Genomic DNA, 21,690 nt, shown 5'->3' with positions numbered 1-21,690 from the left:
GAGGCCTTGAGACCTGTCAAGCAAGAGCGGGCGCCAGCCCGGCGAGGGATGACCATGAAGAACGCAGCCATTTCCGAACGCAAGAACCAGTCGATCTCGCGCGGCGTCGGCATGACGACGCAGATCTATGCCGACCGCGCCGAAAATTCGGAGATCTGGGACGTCGAAGGCCGCCGCTACATCGATTTCTCGTCCGGCATCGCCGTCGTCAATACCGGCCATCGGCACCCAAAGGTGATCGAGGCGGTCAAGGCGCAGCTCGACCGCTTTACCCACACCTGCCACCAGGTGGTGCCCTATGAGAGCTATGTCAGGCTGGCCGAACGGCTGAACGCCATGCTGCCCGGCAAGTTCGAGAAGAAAACCATCTTCGTCACCACCGGCGCTGAAGCCGTCGAGAACGCCATCAAGATCGCCCGCAACGCCACCGGCCGCCCGGCCGTCATCGCCTTTGCCGGCGGCTTCCACGGCCGCACCTTCATGGGCATGGCGCTGACCGGCAAGGTCGTGCCCTACAAGGTCGGCTTCGGCGCCATGCCGGGCGACGTCTACCATGCGCCGTTCCCGGTACCGCTGCACGGCGTCTCGGTCGCGGATTCGCTTGCCGCGCTCGACAGACTGTTCAAGGCCGATGTCGACCCGGCCCGCGTCGCCGCCATCATCATCGAGCCGGTCCAGGGCGAGGGCGGCTTCTACGACGCGCCGCGTGAGTTCCTGACGGCGCTGCGCAAGCTTTGCGACCAGCACGGCATGCTGTTGATCGCCGACGAGGTGCAGACCGGCTTTGCCCGCACCGGCAAGATGTTCGCCATGGACCATCATGACGTCGCCGCCGACATCACCACCATGGCCAAGAGCCTGGCCGGCGGCTTCCCGTTGTCGGCCGTCACCGGCCGCGCCGAAATCATGGATGCACCCGGCCCCGGTGGCCTCGGCGGCACCTATGGTGGCAGCCCGATCGGTGTCGCCGCAGCACACGCCGTGCTCGACGTCATCGAGGATGAAAAGCTGTGCGACCGCGCCAATGCGCTCGGCGCCCGGCTGAAGCAGCGCCTGTCGGCGATCCGTGACGACGTGCCCGAGATTGTCGACATTCGTGGTCTCGGTTTCATGAACGCGGTCGAGTTCAACGACGTCAAGAAAGGCCTGCCATCGGCCGAGATCGCCAACGCAATCCGCCTGAAGGCGCTCGACAAGGGGCTGATCCTGTTGACCTGCGGCGTCTACGGCAACGTCATCCGCTTCCTCGCGCCGATCACCATCCAGGACAACGTCATGAACGAGGCGCTCGACATCCTGGAAAGCTCGATCCGCGAAGTCTGCGCTGCCTGAGCCGCGACCCCTACCTCCCCCTTGTGGGGAGGTCGGACCGAAGGTCCGGGTGGGGGTCGGTGCCGCACCCCCGCCCCGCTGCTTCGCAGCGCCTTGCCGGGGCGAGCCACGGGTCTCGCCCGTCCTTCGGACCCCTACAAGGGGGAGGGTAAATCGCATCTAACCCGCAGCCCTTGCCGGCTCATCCTGCTGAAACGACGCCAACGCAGCCTTCAGCCCGTCAGGACCTTCCGCCACCGTCTGCGGCGTCGGCGAAAACCCGGCGCCGAGCATCTTGCGGCCGAGCATGTGGTCGCCCGGGCGGTTGACCGATTCGATGCCGAGCAGCCGGCTCCCGGCATAATGATAGATCGAGAACTTGTTGTCGCCGAGGTCGCCCAGCACGACATGGCTGTCGCCGCCCGAGGTCAGCCCGACCATCTGCAATTTCATGTCGCCGATATCCGACCAGAACCACGGCACGGCCGAATAGCTGTCGGTGTGGCCGGTGATCGTGCGCGCGGCAAGCCGCGCCTGGTCGGTGGCGTTCTGCACCGATTCCAGCCGCACGTCGCCGCCGGTCGACCAGTGGCGGTAGGAGGCGGCGTCGCCGATGGCGAGAATATCAGGCACTGAGGTGCGCATCTGCTGGTCGACGCGGATGCCATTGGCGACGGCCAGCCCGGTGGCCTGCGCCAGTTCGACATTGGGCACCGCGCCGATGCCGACGATGACCATGCGCGCCGGCAGCCTTTCGCCCGTGGAGGTGACGGCGGCTGAGACATGGCCGTTTTCGCCTTCCAGCCTGGCAATGGTGATGCCGGTGAGGATGCGCACGCCAATCGTTTCCAGCCGCTGGCGGACATGGCTCGCCACCACTGGCGCCACGGCGCGGCCGAGCAGCCGGTCCATGGCCTCGACCACGGTGACGTTGCGGCCGGCCACTCGCAGCGTCGCCGCAATTTCCAACCCGATGAAGCCGCCGCCGAGAATGACGACATCGTCGCTCTGCGCACTGAGCTCGCGGATCAGCCGCGCATCGGCGATCGAGCGCAGCGACAGCACGCCCGAGAGGTCCGCGCCCGGCAGCGGCAGAAGCCGCGGCCGTGAACCGGTGGCCAGGATAAGGCGGTCGAAGGCAAGCGCGCCGCCGCCCGCTATATCCAGCGTCCGGCCTGCCGTATCGATGCGATCGATTCGGATGCCCGGCCTGAAGTCGATGGCGTTGCCGGTGTAAAAGGCCTCACCGCGCAAGGGCTGCGGTTTGGCCTCGGCATCCTTGATGAAGGTCTTCGACAAAGGCGGCTTGTGGTAGGGCAGCTCGTTCTCGTCGCCGATCAGCACGACCGGGCCGTCATAGCCTTCCTCGCGCAGGCTGGCGGCCGCTTGCACGCCCGCATGACCCGCCCCGACAATGACGACACCGTTCTTCATCGCAACCCGAATTCCTGTTTCAAATCTGGAGCATGATGCCGAAAAGTGTGAAGCGGTTTGCGGACGACATCATGCTCTCTGATTGTGAGCTGTTCCGCCAGATGGCGATTGTCTGCCGCCGTCGCAAGAGCCCCGGTCCGGGTCGCACCCGGAACGGTGGTCTGTCAATCGCCCCGTCTCGCGACGGTCCCTGCACGATCGATTTAAAGTTGACAGTCCAAGTTTAGAATAATTCTAAACTGTTGTTTCAATTGAATTTTCTAGGGTTCACCAGTTGACTTCCGGCGCCGCGGTCGTTTTATGGAGGCTCGCGCGTCAGCGCATCCCTTTGATGTTTGGGCCTTGAACCCGTTCGATTGGAGGCATTTGGTGTCTTTCTTCCGTGAGCCGCGCTGCGGCGCGGCATCTGTTGTGTCCTATGGCATGCCTATGTCCAGGCATCGCTTGGCACGCGCGCCTTTTACCGAATTCCCTTTGACCTGGAGAATGATGATGACAGCACGATATGGCGGCAGGCTGGCTGCGATCGGTGCCACGGCAATGTTGACGGCGGCGGTTTTCATCCTGCCGGCCAAGGCCGCGGAGGTCGATGCCAAGGCGGTCATCAAGACCTATTCCGACATCGCGCTGGCCAAGTATGAGGATTCGCTGACCACCGCCCAGGCGCTCGACAAGGCTGTCGACGCGCTGCTTGCCAACCCATCGGCAGACACGCTGAACGCCGCCCGCGATGCCTGGAAGGCGTCGCGTGCGCCTTACCAGCAGACCGAGGTCTATCGCTTCGGCAACAAGATCGTCGACGACTGGGAAGGCAAGGTAAATTCCTGGCCGCTGGACGAAGGCCTGATCGACCATGTCGCCAAGAGCTATGGCACCGAGTCCGACGCCAATGCGCTCTACACTGCCAATGTCATCGCCAACAAGGAAATCGAGATCAACGGCAAGAAGGTCGACGCCTCGAAGCTGACGCCGGAATTCCTCTCCGGCACGCTGCAGGAAGCCGGTGGCATCGAAGCCAATGTCGCGACCGGCTATCACGCCATCGAATTCCTGCTCTGGGGCCAGGATCTGCACGGCACCGGCCCGGGCGCCGGCGAGCGGCCCTACACCGACTATGACCTCAAGAACTGCACCGGCGCCAATTGCGACCGCCGCGCTGAGTATCTGAAGTCAGCCAGCGACCTGCTGGTCTCCGATCTGCAGGAAATGGTCGGCAACTGGAAGGAAGACGGCGCCGCCCGCAAGAACCTCGTCGACGGCCAGCCGAACACCGCCATCTCGGTGATCTTCACCGGCATGGGCTCGCTGTCCTACGGCGAATTGGCCGGCGAGCGCATGAAGCTCGGCCTGCTGCTGCACGATCCGGAAGAGGAGCACGACTGCTTCTCCGACAACACCTACAACTCGCATCTCTATGACGCCATCGGCATCCGCGCTGCCTATCTCGCCAACTACACCCGCCTCGACGGCACCGTCGTTTCGGGCCCGTCGGTGCACGATATGGTCAAGGCGGCCGATCCGGCGATCGACAAGGAACTGTCCGACAAGCTCGATGTCTCGGTTGCCAGGATGGAGGCGATCAAGGCGCGGGCCGTGGCCGGTGAGGCCTATGACCAGCAGATCGCCGAAGGCAACACCGAAGGCAACGCCACGGTGCAGGCGGCAATCGACGCGCTGGTCGACCAGACCAAGTCGATCGAACGCGCCGTCGGTGCCTTGAAGCTCAACAACATTGCTTTCGAAGGTTCCGACAGCCTCGATGCACCGGAAAAGGTGTTCAAGTAGCACCCCAACCAACCACCAGCCAAACGGCGCGGAGGAGGCGCCGTCAGCCAGAGCCAATCCATGCTGATCTGCCATTGCAACATCATCACCGAAAAGGAGATTGAGCAGACGATCGTCGATCTGCTGGATCAGGATCCCTGGCAGCTCATCGTGCCGGCGAAAGTCTATCACACGATGCAAAAGCGCGGTCGCTGTTGCGGCTGCTTCCCAAATGTGGTCGAAACGATCATTCGGGTCACCGAAAATTACCACACCCGCTCGGAGGCGAGCGGCGTGGACATCGTTTCACATCTGGATCGCGTCAGAGGCCTGCGCGTCCAATACGGGAGCAGAACCCATGAAAGGCGAAAAGCAGATCATCGAGCGGCTTAACGAGGCTCTTTTTCTGGAGCTTGGCGCCGTCAATCAGTATTGGGTGCATTTCCGCCTGCTCGAGGACTGGGGATACGCCAAGCTGGCAAAGAAGGAACGCGCCGAATCGATCGAGGAGATGCACCATGCCGACCGGTTGGTGGCCCGTATCATCTTCCTCGAAGGTCACCCCAATCTGCAGTCCGTGGCGCCCTTGCGCATCGGCCAGAACGTCAAGGAAGTGCTCGAATCCGATCTTGCCGGCGAATATGACGCGCGCACCGCCTACAAGCGTTCGCGCGAGATCTGTGAAGAAGCAGGCGACTACGTGACGATGAAGCTGTTCGAGGAATTGCTCGCCGACGAGGAAGGTCATATCGACTTCCTCGAGACGCAGCTCGACCTGCTGGCCTCGATCGGCGAGGAAAAGTACGGCCAGCTCAACGCCGCATCGGCGGACGAGGCGGAATAGGACCATGCGGGAATGCGGCGCCCCCTAGATCTTTTGCGCCGCATGCGGCGGGCCGGCGGCCCGCTGCTTTCCAAAACCCCGCGATGCCACGTGTTTCGCGGGCTTTTGATTGCCATCCTTGCCATTGTTTCGGCCCCTGCGCTGGCTGGTTCTGCAGAACCGGTCGGCCTCGCGACGAGCCGCACCGACCTGACGCCGAAGGATCAGGCGCGCGTCCTTGCCGTTGCCCGGCCGACCACGGACTTCTCCAAGCCGGAATCCTTCGAAACGATGCAAGGCGGCGCCGGCACCTCGCGCAAGCAGGTCGACCGAGACGCCTTCTCGCAACCCTCTGAAAACATCACCTTCGAGGAAGAGGGCACCTTCAAGCTCGGCAATGCGCTGTTCCGCAAGAACTGGGTGTCGTCGCCGTCCTCGACCCAGGCCTCGGACGGGCTCGGACCGCTGTTCAACGAGCGCGCTTGCCAGAATTGCCATTTGAAGGACGGCCGCGGCCGTCCGCCGGCTACTGACAATCGAAGCACCTCGATGTTCTTGCGGCTGGCGCGCGATGCAAGCACAGCTGAGGAGAAGGCCGAGATCGCCGCGCACACGGTGATGAACTTCCCCGATCCAGTCTATGGCATGCAATTGCAGGAACTGGCGGTTCCCGGCCTCAAGGGCGAAGGCCGCATGCATGTCGACTATCACGACGAGAAGGTTACGCTTGGCGACGGCACTGTCGTTTCGCTGCGCAGACCGAGTTATTCCATCGATGGTCTTGGCTACGGCCCGCTTGACCCGCGCACCACATTGTCGCCGCGCCTGACGCCGCCGATGATCGGGCTTGGCCTGATCGAACAGATCGCGCCGGCTGATATCCTTGCCCATGCCGACCCGGACGACCGCGATGGCGACGGTATTTCTGGAAAACCCAACATCGTGCGCGACAGCATGAGCGGCGAACTGAAACTCGGCCGTTTCGGCTGGAAGGCGCAGACCGCCTCGATGCGCCAGCAGGCGGCGGATGCCTTTGACGGCGATATCGGCATTTCGACGCCGGAGGAGCCCAACCATTGGGGTGATTGCACCACGGCCGAAAAGGCCTGTTTGGCCATGCCGAACGGCGTCCAGAAGCGGCTTGGCCCGGTCGAGGCGCCGCCGCCGGTGATGGACCTCGTCACCTTCTATTCGCAGAACCTTGCCGTGCCGGCGCGGCGCGATGTCGGCGATCCCTATGTGCTCGCCGGCAAGAAACTGTTCTATGAAATGGGCTGTATCTCCTGCCACACGCCGAAATTCGTCACTATGCGCGGCACGCCGAACAAGACGCAGGCCTTCCAGCTGATCTGGCCTTATTCAGACCTCCTGCTGCACGACATGGGTCCCGGTCTCGCCGATGGCCAGGCCGTTGGCGAAGCCACAGGCAACGAATGGCGCACCCCGCCGCTATGGGGCATCGGCCTGACCGAGACGGTAAACGGCAACACGTTCTTCCTGCATGACGGACGTGCGCGTACGCTTACCGAAGCGATCCTCTGGCATGGTGGCGAGGGGCAGGAGGCGCGCGACCGCTTTGCCGCTGCCGATGCGGCCGACCGCGATGCTCTCATCAAATTCCTGGAGTCACTGTGATGCTGAAGCGTTTTCTGCCTGCCCTCGCTCTTGCGCTGGCCATGTCCTCGCCGGCATCAGCTTCGGTGAAAGCCTCCGACGTCATTCAGCGGGCGATCGACGGCTTTGTCCGCCCTGCTTATGCCAGCCTGCACGACCATGCCGGCCGCTTGGCCAAGGCCATGGACACGCTTTGCCAGGCGCCTTCGCAGGGCAATCTCGATGCCGCGCATGCCGAATTCTCGGCCACCGTCGCAGCCTGGTCATCGGCCGAAATCATCGGCTTCGGCCCGATCAAGGAGAACAACCAGCTGGAGCGCATGCTCTACTGGCCGGACCGCAAGAGCATCGGCCTGAAGCAGGTGCAGGCGGCGCTCGCCGGCAAGGACCCGACAGCCACCGATCCGTTGCAGCTGGCCGGCAAGAGCGTCGCCATGCAGGGGTTAGGGGCGCTTGAGTTCGTGCTCTATGGCGACGGCTCCGAGGCGCTGGCCGGCAAGGACGATCCGTATCGCTGCGCCTATGGCGCGGCGATTGCCAAGAACATTGAGACCATGGCGGCCGATGTCGACGCGGCCTGGAAAAAGCCGGACGGCTTTGCAGCACGGTGGGCCAACCCGGGACCTGACAATGCGCTCTACCGCGATGGCACGGAAGCGGTGACCGAACTGGTCGGCGTCTTCATCAACGAACTGGAAATGGTCCGCGACGTGCGCCTCAAAGGCTTTCTCGGCGCCAAGCCGGATGCTGACAAACCGAAGCAGGCGATCTACTGGCGTTCGCAGAACACCGGCCTGTCGTTGGCCGGCAATCTCTCCGGCATCGACACGCTGTTCCAGGCCTCGAAGCTCGGCGACGCGCTGCCCGAGGATTCGCGATGGATGGCGGAATCGATCCATATCCAGCTTACCAACGGCGTCGCTACCGCCAGGTCTGTCCAGGGCCCGATCGACAAGGCGCTGGCCGATCCGGTGCAGCGCGAAAAACTCGAGCATTTCGCGCTGATCACTTCCAGCCTGTCGGGCCTGATCGGCACCAGGCTTACAGCCGAATTCGGCCTGACCGCCGGCTTCTCCTCGCTGGACGGGGACTGAGCAATGGTTGCGATACGCACGCCGCTGATCGATCGCCGCGATTTTCTCAAAGCCGCCGGCGCTGGCTTCGTCGCGACAATGGCGCCTCGGGCGTGGGCAAATACGCTCAGCACGGATGCGGTCTTTGCCACCGCCTTCGTCAAGCGCGACGGCAGTTTTGGCGCGGCGGTGCTGTCCGAAGCCGGCAAACTACTGCACGCAATCGACCTGCCCGACCGTGGCCATGACGTCACCTTCGATCCCATATCGAAGCGCTCGGTGGTCTTCGCCAGGCAGCCCGGCACCTTTGCCGTGGTCTTCGACCACACCGGCCGCGAAGCGCCGCTCACCATAGCCAGCATCACCGGCCGCCATTTCTTCGGCCATGGCGTGTTCTCGGCCGATGGCGCGCTGCTCTACGCCACCGAAAATGATTTCGACAATGCCTCCGGCGTCGTCGGCGTCTATGATGCCAGAGCCAAATTCAGCCGCATCGGCGAATTTCCGACCTATGGCATAGGGCCGCACGAACTCCTGCTGCTCGGCGACGACAGGACGATCGCCATCGCCAATGGCGGCATCGAGACCCATCCCGACTATGGCCGCGCCGAGCTCAACATCGCGACCATGAAGCCGTCCTACGTGCTGATCGACCGCATCACCGGCGACCTTATCGAAAAGCACGAACTGCCGGCGGTGCTCCACCAATTGTCGATCCGCCACATGGATGCCGATGCGTCAGGCACCATATGGTTCGGTTGCCAGTATCGCGGCCCGGGCACCGACCGCCCGCTGCTGATCGGCCGCGCCGCCCGCGGCAAGGAGCTGCAACTGCTCGATATGCCGCGGGATGTGCTCTCCGGCTTCAGGAATTACATCGGCTCGGTCGCCGCCAATCCGCTCGCCGGGACTGTCGCGGTGTCGTCACCGGAAGGCAATTCGCTGGCCGTCATCGATGCCGCCAGCGGCAAGATCGTGACCACCAAGGCGCTGGTCGAGGTTTGCGGCCTGGCGCCGGACGGCCCGGGCTTCATGGCGACGACAGGCGCCGGCGACATCATCGAAGGCAGCGGCACGACGCGCTCCGAGCCCGACTATGTCTGGGACAACCACATGCTGCGCATCGCGCCGGCGGCGTAGGCCCGAAGCGAAGCCGCTTAACAATTTACGCGCTGGCTCTTGCGGCGGCGCGCCATGGCGGGCAGAGGGAGACTGTTTTTCGAACCGGTCGCCCATGAAACTGCTCGCTATCGACTGTGCCGCCAATCTCTGCGCCGCATGCATCTACGATGCAGCGGGAGACAAAGAGCTTGGCCGTTCCGTGCGCGATCTCGGCAAGGGCCATGCCGAACACCTGATGGCCGTCATTGACGAAGCGTTGAAGGCGGGCGGAACCGACTATGCCGGCCTTGGCGCCGTCGCGGTCTCCGTGGGCCCAGGGTCCTTTACCGGCCTGCGCGTCGGCGTATCGGCGGCGCGCGGGCTGGCGCTGGCGCTGAAGATCCCGGCGATCGGGGTAACGACGCTGGATGCGCTGGCAGCTGAGGCGAGGGCGGCCTTTCCCGGCCGCCCGGTCCTGGCCGCGCTCGACGCCGGCCGCGAGGAGATCCATGCCGCGTTTTACGATGCGGAAGCGATTTTGCGCTATGGTCCGGCGGTGACCACACTTGCGCAAGCCGCGGGAATGGCGGCGGACAATCTTCCGGTGCTTGCCGGCACGGCGGCTGAGCAGATCGCCGCGGCGGTCGGACGCGCCTTCGATATCGGCCCGACATCAGCCACCGCCGACATTGCGGTCTACGCCCGGCTGGCTGCGGCAAAAGGCGAGGGCGAGAAGCCGAAGCCGCTTTATCTGCGCGGCGCTGACGCCAAACCGCAGGCGGGGTTCATTCTGTCGCGGCAGGAAAAGTAATGCGCATTCCTTTCCTCCAGCCGCGCCGCAGGGACTATGCGCTCGAACCGCTGACCATCGCCGACAGCCCGGCGGTGTCGGTACTGCATCGCGAGGATTTCGTTCGTCCTTGGACCGATGGCGAGTTCGCCGCGTTGCTCGAACAGGACACCGTGTTCGGCTATGCCGCGCGTGAGATCGGCCAGGGCGCCAAGCCGCCGGTCGGCTTCGTGCTGGCCAGGCTAGCTGCCGGTGAGGGCGAAATCCTGACGGTGGCCGTGGCGCGTTCGCATCGCCGCCAGGGGCTCGGCTGGCAGTTGATGGACGCGGTGCTGCGCGAACTGCACGCGCAGCGCGCTGAGGCGCTCTTCCTCGAGGTCGATGAGACCAATGTCGCGGCGATCGCCCTCTACCGGCGGCTCGGCTTCCGCCAGGTCGGCCACCGCGCCAATTATTACCGCTCGACCGAACACGGCCCGACCGGCGCGCTTGTCATGCGCCGCGATCTTCGCTAGCGAGAGCGGGATAGGGCGGCTAGGCGCATGATCGGAAAAATCAGGATTTTCCTGGCGCTGAGCCTCGTTGTCGTCGGCTCGCTGGCGCTTGTGCCGCTGCAGCTTCTGTCGATGAAGACCGGAATCTGGCGCGAGACGGTTATTCTGAAGGTCTGGCACCGGCTTATCGTGCGGACGCTCGGCCTGCGCATCCATGTCAAAGGCGCATTGTCCAGCCAGCGCCCGCTGCTGGTCGCCTCGAACCACATCTCCTGGACCGACATCATGGTGCTGGGCTCTTTTGCCGATGTTACCTTCATCGCCAGGGCGGATATGGAGGGATGGCCGCTGATCGGCTGGCTGTCGAAACTGCAGCGCACGGTCTTTATCGAACGCGAGCGCAAGCGCACAGCCGGCGACCAGGCCAGCGAGATCGCCAGCCGCATGGCCAAGGGCGATGCCATGGTGCTGTTTGCCGAGGGATCGACCGGCGACGGCAACACCATCCTGCCGTTCAAGAGCACGCTGTTCGGCGCCGCCTCGATGGCGATTTCGGAAGGCGCCGCCGAACAGGTCTTCATCCAGCCGGTGGCGATCGCCTATACGCGGGTGCACGGCGTGCCGCTCGGCCGCCGGCACCGACCTATCGCGGCCTGGATCGGCGACCAGGACCTGATGCCGCATCTCAAGGTGCTGATGGCCGAAGGCGCACTCGACGTCGAAGTGCATTTCGGCGAGCCCGTCGCCTTTTCCAAGGGCTCGAACCGCAAGGAAACGTCAAGGCTGATGGAAAGCCAGGTGCGCGCCATGATGCAAGCGGCACTCGCCGACCCGGTCTCGAGCCGGTAGCCCCGGGCTGCGCCTTCAGGCGCATGCCCAGAATCGTCTGTTTTTTGTTACGGAAAGGCGTTAGAAGCCGCCGGATGGACTTGAACACGATTGAAACGCACGACATCGGCGCCGTGGCTGAACAGCCGGCAGAGCGCTCCACGGCTGCCAAAAAGGTCTTCGTCAAGACCTATGGCTGCCAGATGAATGTCTATGACTCACAGCGCATGACCGATGCGCTGGCCGCCGACGGCTATATCGCGACCGACGCCATCGCCGAGGCCGACTTGGTGTTGCTAAACACTTGCCACATCAGGGAGAAGGCGGCGGAAAAGGTCTATTCCGAGCTTGGCCGCATCCGCGACATGAAGGCCGAACGGGCAGCAGCCGGGCGCGAAATGCTGATTGGCGTCGCCGGCTGCGTCGCCCAGGCCGAGGGCGCGGAAATCATCCGCCGTTCGCCCGCCGTCGATCTCGTCATCGGTCCGCAGACCTATCACCGGCTGCCCGACGTGCTGGCGCGGGTGCGCGGCGGCGAGAAGATCGTCGAGACCGAATACGCCATAGAGGACAAGTTCGAGCACTTGCCGCAGCCGAAGCGCGCCGAAGTCATCAAGCGCGGCGTCACCGCCTTCCTCACGGTGCAGGAAGGCTGTGACAAGTTCTGCACCTTCTGTGTCGTGCCCTACACCAGGGGCTCGGAAGTGTCGCGGCCGGTGGCTCAGATCGTGGCGGAGGCCGAGCGCCTGGCCGACGCCGGCGTGCGGGAGGTGACGCTGCTTGGCCAAAACGTCAATGCTTGGCATGGCAAGGGCGAAGATGGCACGGAATGGGGCCTTGGCCGCCTGCTGTTTCGGCTGGCCGAGATTCCCGGCCTGGCGCGGCTGCGCTACACCACCAGCCATCCGCGCGACATGGATGACGAATTGATCGCCGCCCATCGCGACCTGCCGGCGCTGATGCCCTATCTGCATTTGCCGGTGCAGTCCGGCTCCGATCGCATCCTCAAGGCGATGAACCGAAGGCATACGGCCAAGGATTATCTGGCGCTGCTCGAGCGCATCCGCGCCGCTCGCGGCGATATCGCGCTGTCCGGCGACTTCATCGTCGGCTTTCCTGGCGAGACCGAGGCCGATTTCGAGGCGACGATGGAACTGGTGCGTCAGGTCAACTACGCCTCGGCCTTTTCGTTCAAATACTCACCGCGCCCCGGCACGCCGGGCGCCGATATGCCCGATCACGTGCCCGAAGCGGTCAAGGACGAGCGCTTGCAGCGCCTGCAGGCGCTGCTGCTCAAGCAGCAGCAGGATTTCGGCTTGAGCCTGGTCGGAACCACCATCGATACGCTGATCGAGAAGCCCGGCCGTCAGGCTGGCCAGAAGGTCGGCCGCTCGCCCTGGCTGCAGCCGGTTATTGTTGATGAAAAGGCCGGCGAAATCGGTGACATTATCCGGGTGCGAATCACGAAGACGGGCTACAATAGCCTGTTCGCCGAATTGGCCTGATGCATGTCGCTCAAAAGTGGTCCCGGTTTTGGGGCAACGACATGCATAGCAACAGACCTCGGCAGATGAGGAGAGACGGTTGAGCGCTGCTGAAGTGAAGACTCTGCCCCAGAACCAGACGTCCGGGGCCTCTGACATGGCGCACATCGTTCTGACTTTCGACAACAACAAGCTTGCCAGCGCCCTGTACGGCCAGTTTGACGAGAACCTGGCGAGGCTCGAGCAGAAGCTCGGCGTCGACATCCGCTCGCGCGGCAACCAGCTGACCATCAAGGGTTCGGCCTCGGCGGCCGAGCAGGCGCGCCGCGCGCTCGACAATCTCTATGGCATTCTCCAGAAAGGCACCGATATCGGCCAGTCCGACGTCGACGGCGCGGTACGCATGGCGATCGCCGCCGACGACCAGCTGACGCTGCCGACGCTGGAGCGCAAGGGCAAGGTTTCGGCCGCGCAGATATCCACCCGCAAGAAGACCATCTATGCCCGTTCGCTCAACCAGGACGCCTATATGCGGGCGCTGGAGCGCTCGGAGCTGGTGTTCGGCATCGGTCCCGCCGGTACCGGCAAGACCTATCTGGCGGTGGCGCATGCGGCGATGCTGCTCGAACGCGGCATGGTCGAGCGCATCATCCTGTCGCGACCGGCGGTCGAGGCCGGCGAGCGGCTGGGCTTCCTGCCCGGCGACATGAAGGAAAAGGTCGATCCGTATCTGCGGCCGCTTTATGATGCGCTGTACGACATGATGCCGGCCGACAAGGTTGAGCGTGCCATCGCTGCAGAAGTCATCGAAATTGCGCCGCTGGCCTTCATGCGCGGACGAACGCTGGCGCACGCCGCCGTCATCCTCGACGAGGCGCAGAACACCACGCCGATGCAGATGAAGATGTTTCTGACCCGCCTCGGCGAGAATTCGCGCATGATCGTCACCGGCGATCCGACGCAGATCGATCTGCCCCCAAGCACCAAATCGGGCCTGGTCGAAGCTTTGCGTGTCCTTGACGGTGTGGCCGGCGCGGTAACCGTGCGCTTCAACGATGTCGATGTCGTGCGCCATCCGCTGGTGGCCGAAATCGTCAGGGCCTATGACCGCGACGCCAAGCTGTCGCGCGGCCTCGGCGCCGAGAGCTGATGTGACGATGCGGGCTCATGCCTGAAGATATCTCATGCCTGAAGACATAAAGACTGGCGGCGGGGGTAGTTCGATCCCCGTCGAGATCGATCTGTCGGTCGAGGCCGGCGATTGGCCCGACGAGTCGGCGCTGTCGCTGCTGGTCGATCGCGCCGTGTCGGCTGCCTTTGCCGAAACCGCCGCGGCCGGCCCTTCCGAGCTCAGCATCGTCTTTTCCGACGATGCCCATATACGCACCCTCAATGCCGGTTGGCGCGGCAAGGACAAGGCGACCAACGTCTTGTCTTTCCCGGCTTTTCCGTTCCCCAAGGGCGGCAAGCTGCCGCCGATGCTGGGCGATATCGTGCTCGCGTCTGAGACCGTGACGCGCGAAGCGGCCCTGGAAGAGAAGCCCTTCGAGAACCATATCACCCATCTCGTCATTCATGGCCTGCTGCATTTGCTTGGCTACGATCACGAGACCGATGCAGAGGCCGAGGAGATGGAAGCCATCGAGCGCGCAGCGCTTGCAAGGCTTGCCATTCCCGATCCCTACACGTAATGACAAAAGACCAATTGACCGGACGACGATGAACGACAAACCAGAAACTGCCGCCCGCCCCGAGGCTGGCAGTGCGACCAAGCCTTCCGATACGACGGAAGAGGGATCGAGTCCGAGTACCATCTCCGGCAGCGTCACGAGCGAGCCATCGCCTGCCGGTCCCTCCCTGTTCGACCGTGTTTTGGGCCTTTTCAGGCAGCGCAACGGCACCAGCCTGCGCGAGGAGATCGCCGGCGCGCTTGCCGAAACGACCAGCGATGCCGAATCGTTTTCGCCCGGCGAACGCGCCATGCTCAACAACATATTGCGCCTGCGCGAGGTGCGCGTTGAGGACGTCATGGTGCCGCGCGCCGACATCGAGGCGGTCGAGATCACCACGACTTTGGGCGATCTGCTCGGCCTGTTCGAGCAGTCCGGCCATTCGCGCATGCCGGTCTATTCCGAGACGCTCGATGATCCGCGCGGCATGGTCCACATCCGCGACGTGCTGGCCCACATCACCAAAATCGCCCGGGTCAAAAAGGGCAGGACATCGAGAAAGACACCGGCAACGACGCTTCTCGACCTCGCCCAGGTCGATCTTGGCCGCACTATCGGCGACCTCAATCTGATCCGTCCGGTTCTCTTCGTGCCGCCCTCCATGCTGGCCTCCGACCTGATGGGCCGCATGCAGACGACGCGTACCCAGATGGCGCTGGTCATTGACGAATATGGCGGCACCGATGGTCTCGCCTCGCTGGAAGACATCGTTGAAATGGTCGTCGGCGACATCGAAGACGAGCATGACGAAGACGAGCCGCTGATCACCCAGACCGGCGAGGGCGTCTTCGTCGTCGACGGCAAGGCCGAGATCGACGAGGTCGCCAAGATGATCGGCGAGGATTTTACCGCCGGCGAGCACGGCGAATATGTCGACACCATCGGTGGCATGATCTTCAACACGCTTGGCCGCGTGCCCGCGCGCGGCGAAGTCGTGCAGGCCATACCCGGCTTCGAATTCCACGTGCTCGACGCCGATCCGCGCCGCGTCAAGCGGGTGCGCATCGTTCAGAACCAGAAGGGCGAGCGCCGCCGCCGCGCAACCGCTCGCACCGAGCAGGCCTGATTTCGCGCGACATGACGGTCGACGACCCGTTCAAACACGCCACGTTCGGTTCCGGGGTTTTCTATCGGGATCCAAGGGCGGCGTTGATCTGGCTTGAGGCGGCCTTCGGTTTCGAACCGAGCATGGTGGTCAATGACGCCGACGGACGGCTGGTCCATGCCGAGATGCGTTTCGGCGATGGCTACATCATCGTCGATTCCGAATGGGCCGACCATATTGCCAGCCCGGCAAGTGTCGGCGGCAAGAACACGCAATCGGTCTGTGTGCGGCTGAAAGGCGGCCTGGACGCGCATTGCGAACAGGCGAGGGCGGCCGGAGCCGAAATCACCGAGGAGCCGGCCGACCATTTCTACGGCGAGCGGCAATACCGCGCCCGCGACCCGGAAGGCCATGTCTGGACCTTCACCCAGACCTTACGCGCCGTTCCGCGGGAGGAGGCCGAGCAGCTGAGCGGCTTCAGCATAGAAGGCTGGCACCGGCAACATCAGATTGCGCTTATCGATGTTTGGAGCACGGCGCGCGGCCTGATAAATCTTGGCTCCTGATTCGCACGACTTGGGAAGTCTGCATGGAGCGCCTGGCCGGCCGGATAATTCTGCTTTGGGGCTGGCGGCGTGCGCTGGTGGCGTTTCTTGCCGGAGCGCTGGCGGTTCTCGCCCAGGCGCCTTACGATTTCTTCGCCGTCTGTTTCGTCTCGTTTCCGCTACTGGTCTGGCTGCTCGACGGTGCCACCGGCGAGGCCTCCGACAGCTGGCTCAGGCGCCTGCGGCCAGCCTTTGCCATCGGCTGGTGGTTCGGCTTCGGCTATTTCCTCGCCGGCCTGTGGTGGATCGGCGAGGCGCTTCTGGTCGAGGCCGACAGTTTCGCCTGGGCCTTGCCGTTCGCGGTCGTCGGCATTCCTTTGGCGCTGGCGTTTTTCTACGGCTTCGCCGCGGTCGTCGCCCGGCTGTTATGGACCAACGATATCGGCCGCATCGCCGCCCTTGCCTTCGCTTTTGGCCTGACCGAATGGCTGCGCGGCTTCCTGTTCACCGGCTTTCCCTGGAATGCCGTCGGCTATGCGGCGATGCCCGTGCCGCTGTTGATGCAGAGCGTGTCGGTGACCGGCATGATCGGCATGAACGCGCTGGCGGTGTTTGTCTTTGCCATGCCGGCTCTGCTCGCCGCGCGCCGGCATCTGCGCCTCGGACTGGTGTTGCTTGCCGTTCTCGTCGCCGCCCATGCCGGCTTCGGCTATTTCAGGCTGGCGACCCCTGACAAGCCGGCAACGCAAAATCTCGATGTCCGCATCGTGCAGCCGGATGTCGATCTCAGCGAGAAGTGGGACGCCTCGGTGCGTGACCGCATCTTTGCCACCATGATGGGCCTGTCGGCCGCAGCGCCGGATCCCGGTCATAACAAACCGCAGCTCATCCTGTGGCCGGAGACGTCGGTGCCGTTCCTGTTCACCGAGCGCCCTGATGCGCTGACCGCGCTCGGCGACATGCTACAACCCGGGCAGATGCTGATTGCCGGCGTCGTGCGTGAGGAGGGCGGATCGGGGGCCGAGACCGGCAGCCGCTACTACAATTCCGTGGTGGCGATCGACGACAAGGGCGAGATTGCCGACGCCGTCGACAAGGTGCATCTGGTGCCCTTCGGCGAGTATCTGCCGTTTTCCGGTCTGCTCGGCCGCTTCGGCATCGAACAGCTGGTCGCCGGGCCGATGAACTTCGCCGCCGGCAATGAGCGTCACCCGATCACTTTGCCCGGCGGCATCAGCGCCTTGCCGTTTATTTGCTACGAGGTGATCTTTCCCGATCTGGTTTCAGTTGACGCTACGTCATCCCAGCTTATTGTGAATGTCACAAACGACGCCTGGTTCGGCGACACGCCCGGACCGTACCAGCATTTCAGGCAGGCACAGATTCGCGCGGTGGAAAATGGATTGCCCCTGTTGCGCGCAGCCAACAACGGCATTTCGGCCGTTGTCGATACGCGTGGGCGCGTCGTCGACGCGCTGGCGGTCGATGCGCGTGGTGCCATCGACGCGCGGGTGCCCATCTCCGGCCAGGCGTTCATCTCCGCCGCTCAACGGCGCATTAACGGAATGCTGATCATGTTCCTGTTTGCCGCTATCGCCCTCAGCTTGAACGTAAGGCAACGGCTACGGGTGAATTGACAGTCGACACATTAGAAACTCATACTGTTATCGCCTAATTTTCTCGAAGTCGGTTGGTGTTTCTGTTGGGGCAGGTGGCTCCGGCTTCGTTTGGGCAAGAAAAATAGAAAAGGCCGGAAAAATTCGGCGAGGAAAAAATGACAGAAGAAAACAAGAAGAAACCGAATCCGATCGACATCCATGTCGGAAGTCGCGTCCGGCTTCGGCGCAATATGCTTGGAATGAGCCAGGAAAAGCTGGGTGAAAATCTCGGTATTACGTTTCAGCAGATCCAAAAATATGAAAAGGGAACGAATCGCGTCGGCGCCAGCCGTCTGCAGGCAATAGCCTCGATACTCAGCGTGCCTGTCGCCTTCTTTTTCGAGGATGCGCCAGGGCAGGAGCCGGTGGGTAACAGAGGATTTGCCGAGGACGCTTCGATGGCTTTCGCCGTCGAATTCTGCGGCAGTCCGGAAGGTCTTCAGCTCAACCGCGCCTTCGTCAAGATCGCGGATGTGAAAGTGCGCCGCCGGATCATCGATCTGGTGAAATCCCTTTCTGCCGAAGATGCCGAGTGATCCCCGTGGGTCTATCGACCCACCGGGTCGATTGACCCATTGGCCACCGTAGCCCATGGCTCGACTGCCGGCGGCACGTGTCGCCGGTGGTACAAGATATATTGCTGCGACATTCATGCCAGAACTGCGGCACCGCTTGACGAGCGGCGCCCGGCACCGTTAACACGTGGCGCGCCAAAATCGGCAGCCCTGCCGATCGTTTTTTCAAGAGGGGACACCCGTGACGCGGCAGAACTACTTCTTCACCTCGGAATCCGTTGCCGAGGGTCATCCCGACAAAGTCTGTGACCGCATCTCCGACGAGATCGTCGATCTGGTCTATCGCGAGGCCAAGAAGACCGGCATGGACCCCTGGAAAGTCCGCGTCGCCTGCGAAACGCTGGCCACCACCAACCGTGTCGTCATCGCCGGTGAGGTCCGGGTTCCCGAGACGCTGCTGAAGAAAGACAAGCAAGGCAACATCCTGATGGATGCCGCCGGCCACCCGGTCGTCAACCCGGCCAAGTTCAAATCCGTCGCCCGCAAGGCGATTCGCGAAATCGGCTACGAGCAGGCCGGCTTTCACTGGAAGACGGCAAAGATCGAGGTTCTGCTGCACGGCCAGTCGCCCGACATCGGCCAGGGCGTCGACAACGCCGCCGACCGCCAGGGCGAAGAAGGTGCCGGTGACCAGGGCATCATGTTCGGCTATGCCTGCCGCGAGACGCCGGACCTGATGCCGGCGCCGATCTACTACAGCCACAAGATCCTCGAACTGCTCGCCGCCGCCCGCCACGAAAACAATGGCGAGGCCGGCAAACTCGGTCCCGACGCCAAGAGCCAGGTCACCGTTCGCTATATCGACGGCAAGGCCGCTGAAGCGACGCAGATCGTGCTGTCGACCCAGCACCTCGATTCGTCCTGGGATTCCAAGAAGGTCCGCAAGGTCGTCGAACCCTACATCCGCGAGGCGCTCGGCGACCTCAAGATCGCCGACGACTGCATGTGGTACATCAACCCGACCGGCAAGTTCGTCATCGGCGGCCCCGACGGCGACGCCGGCCTGACCGGCCGCAAGATCATCGTCGACACCTATGGTGGTGCTGCCCCGCATGGCGGCGGCGCCTTCTCCGGCAAGGACACCACCAAGGTCGACCGTTCCGCCGCCTATGCGGCGCGTTACCTCGCCAAGAATGTCGTGGCGGCCAAGCTCGCCGATCGCTGCACCATCCAGCTTTCCTACGCCATCGGCGTCGCCCAGCCGCTGTCGGTCTATGTCGACCTGCACGGCACCGGCAAGGTCGACGAGGCCAAGCTCGAGGATGCGCTGCGTACGGTGATGGATCTGTCGCCGTCCGGCATCCGCAGGCATCTCGACCTCAACAAGCCGATCTACGCCAAGACCTCGTCCTATGGCCATTTCGGCCGCAAGGCTGGCCGTGACGGGTCTTTCTCCTGGGAGAAGACCGATTTGGCCAAGGCGCTCAAGGACGCAGTTGCCGCTTAGGCATGATTCCAAAAAGTGGGTACCGGTTTTTGGAAAAGATCATGCTCCAACAAAGGATTAGATTGAGATGAGATTTCAGCCAAATCTCATCTCAATCTAAGCGCGGCGCGCGACCTGGCCATGGACCCAAAGGAAAGGCGGAGCCGGGCGACCGAAGGGTTCTTCGGCCGCCGGCATGGCAAGACCATTCGCCCGCTGCAGGCGGCGGCGCTGGAAAGCGGTCTTGGCGCCTATGGCCTCGACCTCTCCGCACAAGCGCCTGCGGATTTGCGCACGCTGTTTACGGCGGATGTTTCGACGGTTCGGCTGGAAATCGGCTTCGGCGGCGGCGAGCATTTGCTGCATCGGGCCATGGAAGCCCCGGCGACCGGCTTCATCGGCGTCGAGCCGTTCGTCAATGGGATGGCAAAGCTGATGATGGCGGTGCGGGAAAAGCCGCTTGCCAATCTTCGCGTCCACAATGACGACGCCACGCGCCTGCTTGACTGGTTGCCACAGTCCTCGCTCGACGGCATCGACCTGCTCTATCCCGATCCCTGGCCGAAGAAAAAGCACTGGAAGCGGCGTTTCGTCAGCCCGCTCAACCTCGACCGGTTCGCACGCGTATTGAAGCCCGGCGGAAAATTTCGCTTCGCGTCCGACATCGACACCTATGTGAACTGGACTTTGTTGCACTGCCGGGCGCATGGCGCATTTCTATGGCAGGCGCAAGATGCGGCCGACTGGCATCGGCCCTATGAAGGCTGGCCGGGCACACGCTACGAGGCAAAAGCCATTCGCGAGGGCCGGCGGCCGGCCTATCTCACCTTCATCAGGAATTAGTCCGCTGCGGGACAGGGGTCCCGCGTTGTCATCAGGCCCGGCTTAGAAACGGCCGATCTTGTCGAAAGCGGTCGGGTCCATGCCAAGCCTGCGCAAATCATTGGCGCGCGGTTTGCGGCCGGCTTCGACGGCCCGCGAGGCGGCAACGGCGCTGCCGAACAGGGCAAAAGCGTCGCCTATGGCGGAAAACACATTACGGTTGCTCATTGTCTTGACCTTTCGCGCGCCACCGCGCGCCATTTCGGTTTGTGCAGTGCAACATAGATAGGAATGCGGCGTCTGAAATCACAGGGCTGTTACGGCATAGGCGGCATGCGCCCCGCGCAATCCTGGCCAGCCGTCGCCGGCTGCACTTTGCCCGACCCGTCAACAGGCTTGAAACACCGGCCGGGATCGTCTATATCAGCCTCAAATTCTTGGTCGGTATGACGAAGAGTGGGTCCACCCGGTCCCGCTCTTTTTTATTACCTGCCGGTCAGCCATCAAAGAGCGACAGGAACCGCATGACTGCTACGGCAAGCGAAGCCGACGACCGCATCATCCGCGAAAGCGGCATCGATGCGCGCATCGCGCTGATCGTTCAGCCGGTGTTGCGCGGCATCGGTTTCCGCCTCGTGCGGGTGCATCTGTCGGGCCAGAACGGGCTGACGCTGCAGATCATGGCCGAACGCGAGGACGGCACCATGACCGTCGAGGATTGCGAGGAGGTCAGCCGCGCTGTGTCGCCGGCGCTCGACGTCGACGATCCGATCGAAAAGGCCTATCATCTCGAAGTGTCGTCGCCCGGCATCGACCGGCCGCTGGTGCGCAAGTCGGATTTCGTCACCTGGACCGGCCATCTGGTGAAGATGGAAACCTCGGTGCTGGTCGCCGACCGCAAGCGCTTCAAGGGCAAGATCGCCGAAGCCGCTGAAGACGATGTGCTGATCGAGCGCGACAAGGCCGCTTATGGCGAAGAGCCGACGGTGCGCGTTCCCTATGACGCGATCGCCGATGTGCGGCTGATCCTCACCGACGACCTCATCCGCGACGCCCTGTCGAAGGACAACAGGGAACGCAAGGAAGCCAAGAAACGCCGCGGCGAGCCGGAAGACGATGTTTCCGAAGGCGCCACGGAAGAAAACGAACAGGAATAACGATTGAGCTGCCGGT

22 protein-coding genes are annotated in these 21,690 nt (G+C 63.3%); 20 read left to right on the top strand and 2 right to left on the bottom strand.

What is annotated here, in order from left to right:
• The first annotated feature begins 54 nt into the window (after nucleotides 1-54).
• On the top strand, nucleotides 55-1,332 hold the full coding sequence (locus AC1DYC_RS18825) for a 4-aminobutyrate--2-oxoglutarate transaminase (RefSeq protein ID WP_477408863.1): 1,278 nt from the start codon (nucleotides 55-57) through the stop codon (nucleotides 1,330-1,332).
• Between the two features lie 159 nt (nucleotides 1,333-1,491).
• On the opposite strand, the gene AC1DYC_RS18820 is transcribed toward AC1DYC_RS18825, so the two are convergent.
• Complete coding sequence (locus tag AC1DYC_RS18820; RefSeq protein ID WP_477408861.1) at nucleotides 1,492-2,745, bottom strand: NAD(P)/FAD-dependent oxidoreductase; 1,254 nt, start codon at nucleotides 2,743-2,745, stop codon at nucleotides 1,492-1,494.
• A gap of 492 nt (nucleotides 2,746-3,237) precedes the next feature.
• Here AC1DYC_RS18820 and AC1DYC_RS18815 point away from each other — a divergent pair, with 492 nt between their 5' ends.
• The 18 genes from AC1DYC_RS18815 to trmB all read left to right on the top strand — a co-directional run bounded on the left by AC1DYC_RS18815 (nucleotide 3,238) and on the right by trmB (nucleotide 20,538).
• A complete protein-coding gene (locus AC1DYC_RS18815) occupies nucleotides 3,238-4,530 on the top strand; it encodes an imelysin family protein (RefSeq protein WP_477408859.1) in 1,293 nt (430 codons plus the stop codon).
• A gap of 60 nt (nucleotides 4,531-4,590) precedes the next feature.
• A complete protein-coding gene (locus tag AC1DYC_RS18810; RefSeq protein WP_477300520.1) occupies nucleotides 4,591-4,902 on the top strand; it encodes a (2Fe-2S)-binding protein in 312 nt (103 codons plus the stop codon).
• The gene (gene bfr / locus AC1DYC_RS18805; RefSeq protein ID WP_142868533.1) at nucleotides 4,868-5,353 is read left to right on the top strand and encodes a bacterioferritin; all 486 of its coding nucleotides are present in this window, start codon (nucleotides 4,868-4,870) and stop codon (nucleotides 5,351-5,353) included. Before AC1DYC_RS18810 ends, bfr begins: the two co-directional genes overlap by 35 nt.
• A gap of 12 nt (nucleotides 5,354-5,365) precedes the next feature.
• Complete coding sequence (locus tag AC1DYC_RS18800; protein WP_477408857.1) at nucleotides 5,366-6,967, top strand: di-heme oxidoreductase family protein; 1,602 nt, start codon at nucleotides 5,366-5,368, stop codon at nucleotides 6,965-6,967.
• Entirely contained in the window at nucleotides 6,967-8,040 is a 1,074-nt protein-coding gene (locus tag AC1DYC_RS18795) for an imelysin family protein (protein WP_477408855.1), read from the top strand. Before AC1DYC_RS18800 ends, AC1DYC_RS18795 begins: the two co-directional genes overlap by 1 nt.
• A 12-nt stretch (nucleotides 8,041-8,052) precedes the next feature.
• On the top strand, nucleotides 8,053-9,159 hold the full coding sequence (locus tag AC1DYC_RS18790; RefSeq protein WP_477409015.1) for a DUF1513 domain-containing protein: 1,107 nt from the start codon (nucleotides 8,053-8,055) through the stop codon (nucleotides 9,157-9,159).
• A gap of 94 nt (nucleotides 9,160-9,253) precedes the next feature.
• The gene (tsaB, locus tag AC1DYC_RS18785) at nucleotides 9,254-9,931 is read left to right on the top strand and encodes a tRNA (adenosine(37)-N6)-threonylcarbamoyltransferase complex dimerization subunit type 1 TsaB (RefSeq protein ID WP_477408853.1); all 678 of its coding nucleotides are present in this window, start codon (nucleotides 9,254-9,256) and stop codon (nucleotides 9,929-9,931) included.
• A complete protein-coding gene (gene rimI, locus AC1DYC_RS18780; RefSeq protein WP_192249924.1) occupies nucleotides 9,931-10,425 on the top strand; it encodes a ribosomal protein S18-alanine N-acetyltransferase in 495 nt (164 codons plus the stop codon). Before tsaB ends, rimI begins: the two co-directional genes overlap by 1 nt.
• Nucleotides 10,426-10,452: 27 nt before the next feature.
• A complete protein-coding gene (gene olsA, locus AC1DYC_RS18775) occupies nucleotides 10,453-11,253 on the top strand; it encodes a lyso-ornithine lipid O-acyltransferase (RefSeq protein WP_477408851.1) in 801 nt (266 codons plus the stop codon).
• A 74-nt stretch (nucleotides 11,254-11,327) separates the two neighbouring features.
• On the top strand, nucleotides 11,328-12,737 hold the full coding sequence (miaB, locus tag AC1DYC_RS18770; protein ID WP_477408849.1) for a tRNA (N6-isopentenyl adenosine(37)-C2)-methylthiotransferase MiaB: 1,410 nt from the start codon (nucleotides 11,328-11,330) through the stop codon (nucleotides 12,735-12,737).
• Between the two features lie 136 nt (nucleotides 12,738-12,873).
• Complete coding sequence (locus AC1DYC_RS18765) at nucleotides 12,874-13,866, top strand: PhoH family protein (protein WP_477233649.1); 993 nt, start codon at nucleotides 12,874-12,876, stop codon at nucleotides 13,864-13,866.
• 34 nt (nucleotides 13,867-13,900) lie between these two features.
• A complete protein-coding gene (ybeY, locus tag AC1DYC_RS18760) occupies nucleotides 13,901-14,407 on the top strand; it encodes an rRNA maturation RNase YbeY (RefSeq protein WP_477408847.1) in 507 nt (168 codons plus the stop codon).
• A 28-nt stretch (nucleotides 14,408-14,435) separates the two neighbouring features.
• Nucleotides 14,436-15,512 carry a hemolysin family protein gene (locus AC1DYC_RS18755; protein ID WP_477408845.1) on the top strand — a complete coding sequence of 359 codons (1,077 nt, stop codon included), beginning with the start codon at nucleotides 14,436-14,438 and terminating at the stop codon, nucleotides 15,510-15,512.
• An 11-nt stretch (nucleotides 15,513-15,523) separates the two neighbouring features.
• Entirely contained in the window at nucleotides 15,524-16,057 is a 534-nt protein-coding gene (locus AC1DYC_RS18750) for a VOC family protein (RefSeq protein WP_477408843.1), read from the top strand.
• Between the two features lie 23 nt (nucleotides 16,058-16,080).
• Nucleotides 16,081-17,673: an apolipoprotein N-acyltransferase gene (gene lnt / locus AC1DYC_RS18745; RefSeq protein ID WP_477408841.1), complete on the top strand. Its 1,593-nt coding sequence runs from the start codon at nucleotides 16,081-16,083 to the stop codon at nucleotides 17,671-17,673.
• A gap of 137 nt (nucleotides 17,674-17,810) precedes the next feature.
• Nucleotides 17,811-18,230, top strand: a complete 420-nt coding sequence (locus AC1DYC_RS18740) for a helix-turn-helix domain-containing protein (protein WP_112566421.1) — start codon at nucleotides 17,811-17,813, stop codon at nucleotides 18,228-18,230.
• A gap of 220 nt (nucleotides 18,231-18,450) precedes the next feature.
• Nucleotides 18,451-19,716: a methionine adenosyltransferase gene (gene metK, locus AC1DYC_RS18735; protein ID WP_477279392.1), complete on the top strand. Its 1,266-nt coding sequence runs from the start codon at nucleotides 18,451-18,453 to the stop codon at nucleotides 19,714-19,716.
• A 120-nt stretch (nucleotides 19,717-19,836) separates the two neighbouring features.
• Entirely contained in the window at nucleotides 19,837-20,538 is a 702-nt protein-coding gene (gene trmB, locus AC1DYC_RS18730) for a tRNA (guanine(46)-N(7))-methyltransferase TrmB (RefSeq protein WP_477408839.1), read from the top strand.
• A 42-nt stretch (nucleotides 20,539-20,580) separates the two neighbouring features.
• On the opposite strand, the gene AC1DYC_RS18725 is transcribed toward trmB, so the two are convergent.
• Nucleotides 20,581-20,745 carry a hypothetical protein gene (locus AC1DYC_RS18725; protein ID WP_477300543.1) on the bottom strand — a complete coding sequence of 55 codons (165 nt, stop codon included), beginning with the start codon at nucleotides 20,743-20,745 and terminating at the stop codon, nucleotides 20,581-20,583.
• Nucleotides 20,746-21,041: 296 nt separating this feature from the next.
• Here AC1DYC_RS18725 and rimP point away from each other — a divergent pair, with 296 nt between their 5' ends.
• Nucleotides 21,042-21,674: a ribosome maturation factor RimP gene (rimP, locus tag AC1DYC_RS18720; RefSeq protein WP_477408837.1), complete on the top strand. Its 633-nt coding sequence runs from the start codon at nucleotides 21,042-21,044 to the stop codon at nucleotides 21,672-21,674.
• Nucleotides 21,675-21,690: the final 16 nt, after the last annotated feature.

Source organism: Mesorhizobium sp. P2_E7, assembly GCF_056403855.1.
The sequence above is the reverse complement of the archived record's forward strand: the minus strand, read 5'-3'. Positions and strand labels throughout refer to the sequence as shown.